Annotated in this window: 1 protein-coding gene and 1 pseudogene; both read right to left on the reverse strand. The window is 67.3% G+C overall.

The window, feature by feature from the left end; all coding sequences use genetic code 11:
• Window positions 1–4,960 (reverse strand): annotated as a pseudogene (locus tag AC1MIR_RS24450) (hypothetical protein); the annotation flags it as partial.
• Window positions 4,961–5,211: 251 nt separating this feature from the next.
• On the reverse strand, window positions 5,212–5,793 hold a 582-nt coding region (locus AC1MIR_RS24455; RefSeq protein ID WP_480030783.1), incomplete at its 5' end, for a calcium-binding protein.

Raw genomic sequence — 5,793 nt, forward strand, 5'->3', positions numbered from 1 at the left:
TGCCGAGCAGCGTCAGGTTCTCCACCGCATTGGGCAGCACATAGGCGACGTTGCTCAGCACCGTGTCGATGCCGCCATTCGCCAGCTCGATCACCTGGTCGGCATCCACCAGCAGGTAGGTGTCGTTGCCATTGCCGCCGTCGAGCCGGTCCACGCCCTCGCCGCCGACCAGGCTGTCCGCGCCTTCGCCGCCCAGCAGCGTGTCGTTGCCGAGGCCGCCATTCAGCGTGTCGTTGCCGTCATAGCCGAGCAGGCGGTTGTTGCCGACGTTGCCGAGGATGAAGTTGTCCGCGGCATTGCCGTCGCCGCGGACATTGGCCGTGCCGTTGAAGCGCAGCACCTCGATGTGGTCGGGCAGCGCGAAGGTCGCGTTCGCCACCACCGTGTCGTTGCCGCCATTGGCCTGCTCGACCAGCTTGTCCGTCGCGTCGATCAAGTAGAGGTCGTTGCCACCGCCGCCGATCAGCGTGTCGGCGCGGCCGCCGCCGTTGAGCACATTCGCCGCGTCGTTGCCGATGATGAGGTTGGCGAGGTTGTTGCCGGTGCCGTCGATCGCGGCGTCGTCGGTCAGCACGAGCGCCTCGAGATGCGGCCCGAGCGCCCAGGTGACGGAGGAGTACACCGTGTCGGCGCCGCCGGGCCGCGTCTCGAGAATGCGGTCGCCGGCATTGTCCACGACGTAGAGGTCGTTGCCGGCGCCGCCGATCAGGCTGTCGGCGCCCGTGCCGCCGTCGAGCGTGTCGTTGTCCGCCCCGCCATCCAGCGTGTCGTCATCGGCGCCGCCGAGCAGGCGGTCATTGCCCGCGAGGCCGGAGAGGCTGTCGTTGCCGGCGAGACCCTCGATCGTGTCCGCGCCAGCGCTGCCGTCCAGTGGATCGTTCCCCTCGCCGCCGCGGATCTTGTCGGTCAGCATCGTGTCGGACAGGAACACTTCCACCGGGGCGAAGCCCAGAGTGCCGTTGGTCGCGGGCACGCCGTTGATGCGGAACAGGCCGATCTCTCCGAGGGGCACGTTGCCGATCGGCTCGATCCCGATCGCCTTGTCGAACAGCGCCCGGGTCTTGTTGAGGAACAGCTCGTACAGGATCCCCTGGATCTTCTCGATCACCAGATTCACCGGGATCTCGATCAGCGCATCGTCGAAGAGGCTCGCGGGATCGGAGAGGTCGTAGTCGTCGACCAGCTTGAGCAGCGCGTAGTCGAAGGTCCCCGAATCCGGATCGAAGGGGTTGCCGAGCGCGACGGGATCACGATCGCCCAGCTTCAGTTCGCCGAAGATCGAGAAGCCGAAGAGCTGGTAGTCGATGTCGTTCTCCGCCTTGAGCGTGTAGATGTAGTCATAGGCGCCGTCCAACAGGAGGCGCGCGCCCATCTTCGGCGTTTCCGTGATGTCCGCCGGCACGTCGAAGCGAACGGCCTGACCGTAGTCGGCGATCACCTTCTGGTCGCCGAAGACGTATTCGACCTTCACCGCCTCGGGATTGAAGACCGTGGTCTGCTTGAGCTTGAGGTCGAAGGCGTAGGCAAGATCCTCGAAGTTGAAGTCGATGTTGCCGCGCAGGTTGATGCCCTGGGCGGCGTCGGCGAGCGTGTCCACGAAGACCTGCTTGGCGCCGTCGAAGACATTGCCGAAGTCGAGATTGATGCCGGTCTGAAGGGTCGCGTCGAGCTTTGCGGCCGCCTCCACGAGGGAATCGGCGAGCTTCGTGATCTCGGAGAGCGCGGCGCCCAGATCGGCAGCCACGCCGCGCACGCCGGCGATGGCGGTCGCCAGGCTGCCGAGTGCCTGCGACAGCACGCCCAGGCCCTCTTCGGCGATGCCGATCACGTCGCCGGTGGCGCGCCGCAGCAGATCGAGCGGCGGGATGGCCTGGGAGACGTCGGTGAGGATGCCGTTGACGAGGTTGGTGATGCCGTTGATGGCGCTGCGGGCGGTGCCGATGCCGGCGAAGAGACCGCTTTCGAAGTTGATGTTGTTGGCGCCGTCGAACACGAATCCGAATGATTGGAAGATCGGCTTGGCGCCTGCGCCGATGATGGGTGTGTTGATGATGGACTTGACGGTGCTGTTGATGCCGCCGAGCACGCCGTTGATCGCATTGTTGATCGTGGTGGGCGCGCTCTTGATCGAGTTGGCGAAGGAGTTGATGGAGTTCAGCTCGCTGGTCGCGAACCGCAACTGGGAGTCGAAGCCCGAGAGCACGGCCCTGACGGTGTTGACGTCTCCGTTGACGTCGTTCGCCAGGGCCTGCGCGTCTTCGAGCAGGTCGGCGATCGCGTTCAGCCCCGTCTGCGCGGCGCCCACGCTTCCGGCAAGGCCCGTGCGCAGCAACGCCGCGCCGTCGGTCAGCAGGTCGCCCGCATCCGAGGCGGCCTGGTTGATCGCGCCGAGGATGAAGGCGGGCGCCTCGTTCAGGGCGTCGGTCAGGGGCGTGAGCAGGACGTCCAGCGTCGCGGCGAGCGCGTCGCGATCGGCCAGCAGGGCGGTGAAATCGATGGAAGTGAAATCCGGCGGGGGCAGATTCTTGCCCAGCAGGTCGTTGATTCCGTCCGTCGCGGCGGCGAACAGGTCGGCAAAGCCGTCGAGCGCGGCGCCGATCAGCGGGCCGGGGTTGAGCTCCAGCTCCGCGCTCGCACCCTGCTGCAGCGTCTCGACGTAGAGCGGCTGGAGCGCGAGCGCGATGCGCGAGGCCACCAGCACGGCGAGCACCTTGGGCGGCAGGCCGGGCGTCGAGATGGCCTCGTCCACGATCTTGATCAGCGCCTCGCGCACGACCTTCTCGACGTCCACGTCGACCGAGAGCAGGCTCGCCTCGGAGGTGGCGACGATCTGTGTCGCGGCGTTGCGCGTGGCGGGGCCGCCGTCGCCGAAGCCCGTGGTCTCGGCGAAGGTGTTGAGCGGCAGGTCGGCCGAGATCTTGAGGCCCTCGACCGGTTCGACCCCCTCGGAAAACGCTGCACGCAGGCTGGCGAACAGGTCGTTGATGCCCGAGGTTTCGGCTGCCGTCAGCACCGCGGCAACCGGCAGCCGCACCGCGCCCAGACCCTCCACCGTCGTGGTGACGTAGCGGTCCGCCCCGGTTCCGATCAGCGCGGCCTCGGTGACGATGGGCACGAAGGCGGCCCCGTCGAAGCCGATGTCGCGCCCCATCGTGTCCCGGACAGTGACGAGCACGGGCGGCTCGTCGCCCGGTGCGACGGCCTGGCCTGCGGCGATGATGCCGAGGATGATGTCCACCACGCCGGCGAAATCCTTCGCCTTCACGGCGGCGGCGATGCTCTTGATGGTTTCGACGGGATTGACCTCTCCCGAGAAGAGGCCCCTGAAGAATCCGCCGATGTCGAGCAGGTCGATGATGTTGCCCTTGACGCCCAGGGCGGCGGCAAGCTCGCGGGCCACGCCGACGGCGTCGTCGAGATCAAGCGTCGCGTCGAGCTGCAGCTTCAGCGTGGCGAACTGGTCGAAGGCCTCGGCAAGACTGGTCAACGGATTGGCGCCGAAGAGGGCCTGGAGCACCTCGTTCGACGGGTTCGCCGTGGTGATCTCCACGCCGATGTTCGAGATCTGCGTCTCGGGCAGATCGAACCCCGCGTTGATGTCGATCTTGCTGATCTCCAGCCCGGCGGAGCGCGTGGTGGGCGCGGCGAGGACCATGTCCGTGACGTTCAGGATCACGGATTGGCCCGGCCTGATCGTCGTCGGCGCCTGGAACACGAAGCTGACGGGCTGTTCCGTGGCGGTGCGGCCCAGGCCGTCGATATCGATGTCCCAGCCGAACACCGCATCCATCCCCAGCTGGGCGTCGAAGGTCGGCTTGAACCGTGAGAAGGAGGACAGGAACGAAAGCGCATCGGGGTCCACGAGCGCGTTGAAGTCCGCGAGCAGCTGGTCGCCGAGGTCCAGCAGGCCGTCGGTCAGCGCGGCGCGGCGGCCGGTCAGGCTGATCGGCCCGCCGCCCGTGTCCGGACCGGCGACGGTGATGTTCATGTCGTCGGTCGCGCCACCGGCGATCGCGACGTCGAAGGTGAAGGGATTGCGCCCAAACGGAAGGGGCGCGACCACGATGCCGGACTGGCCCGAGCTCGTGCCGATCACCAGGTTCTGGGCGCCGCCGGTCAGCGCGAAGGTGTAGGAGCCGGGGGTCTCGACGAAGAACGACCCTTCGACGGTGGCCGCGACGGACCCGATCTTCGAGAGGCGGTCGAGCAGATCGCTGAGCGCCGCGATCTCCTCGAAGACGAAGATGCCCTGCGACACGCCATCCAGCGTGATCTCGGCAACGAGCGTCTTTTCCGAGGGAGCCCGGACGATGTCGAAGAAATCGCCCTGATCCTTGCCGCTTTCGATCTGGATATTGGCGCGACGGGCGCGGTCCGCGGCCGGGCTGAGCACCTCCACCTCGAGGGCGAGGGGCGCATCTGCATATTCCGGCGTGTAGGTGAATCGGCGCGCTCCCCCGCCCCCGGTGTCGGCGACCAGTTCGCCGCCGATGCTGACGCGCATATCCGCGCCGGCGTCGATGGCCAGGTCCGCCGGGCCGTCGAAATCGACGGCGCCGGTGTAGACCACGCGCACATCGATCCCGGGGATGGCGTGCTTGCGCAGGATGTCGGGCGTGTCGAACGCGTCCGTCTGGCCGCTGGCGAGCAGGGTCTTCCCGTTCACCGGATTGATCGCGTGCACCTCATAGGCAAGCCGATCACGCCCGAAGGAACCCCATTCGATGTCGATCTTGCCCGACCCGTCGGTGGAGATGTCGAGCCGACGCTGGATGTCGATCAGGTTGACGTCGAACAGCGTGTCGAGATCGAGCCCCGTGACGGCCTCGATCTTTGCCTCCCAATGGGCGGCCAGGTCGGTGGGGCGACGCTCCCACCAGACACCCGAGACGTCCGTCAAGGTTGCCGTTGCGACGGCGGCCACGACTTCGCTGGCGCTGCTCGAAATCAGTGTCGGCACGGCTTGGCGTCCTTCAGATCAGACTTCGGGACGCGCCACGACGAAGATTGCGCCGACCACGTTTCCCCAACCCAGGGTGAGGGCAAAGATATCTTACGTCAATCTATCGTTCATGGTGGAGTTATTGCGAAGTCGGGGTTGGGATGTGCCCCCCATCCCCGTGACGTCAGGCGACGCGAAGGATCGCGGCGGCGCTGTCGGACGAAGCCGAACCGATGTGCCGGCTCAGCCTGGAGCGGGAGGCTTCGGGCTCATGCCACGATCACGAAGTCCGTCGCCGCGAGCGTCGGCTTGTTCGACAGCGTGGCGATGGTGATGGCCGCACCCGCGCCGGTGCCGTCGGCATCCCATTGCAGCGCGCCGGTCGCCTTGGTGTAGATGAACTGCGCCGTGCCGCCCGCCGCCGCGTTCTGCGACAGCGTCACCACCGCGAGCCCGCCGAAGCCGCCGGCCACGAAGGCGAGCTTGTCCTCCGCCGCGCGGAAATCCACCAGCGTGTCGCCGCCCTCCGCCGGCGACAGCCACAGGAAGTGGTCGGCGCCGCCGCTGCCCGCCAGCGTGTCCGCGCCCGCGCCGCCCTCCAGCGTGTCGCCGGCCTGGCCGCCCGCGATGCTGTCCGCGCCGCCGAGCCCGCGCAGGACGTTCGCACCGCCATTGCCGAGCAGCACGTTGTCCAGCGTATTGCCCGTGCCCGCGATGTCGGCGCTGCCGAGCAGCGTCAGGTTCTCCACCGCATTGGGCAGCACATAGGCGACGTTGCTCAGCACCGTGTCGATGCCGCCATTCGCCAGCTCGATCACCTGGTCGGCATCCACCAGCAGGTAGGTGTCGTT

The sequence above is a fragment of the Falsiroseomonas sp. RANM36 genome (genome assembly GCF_056682175.1).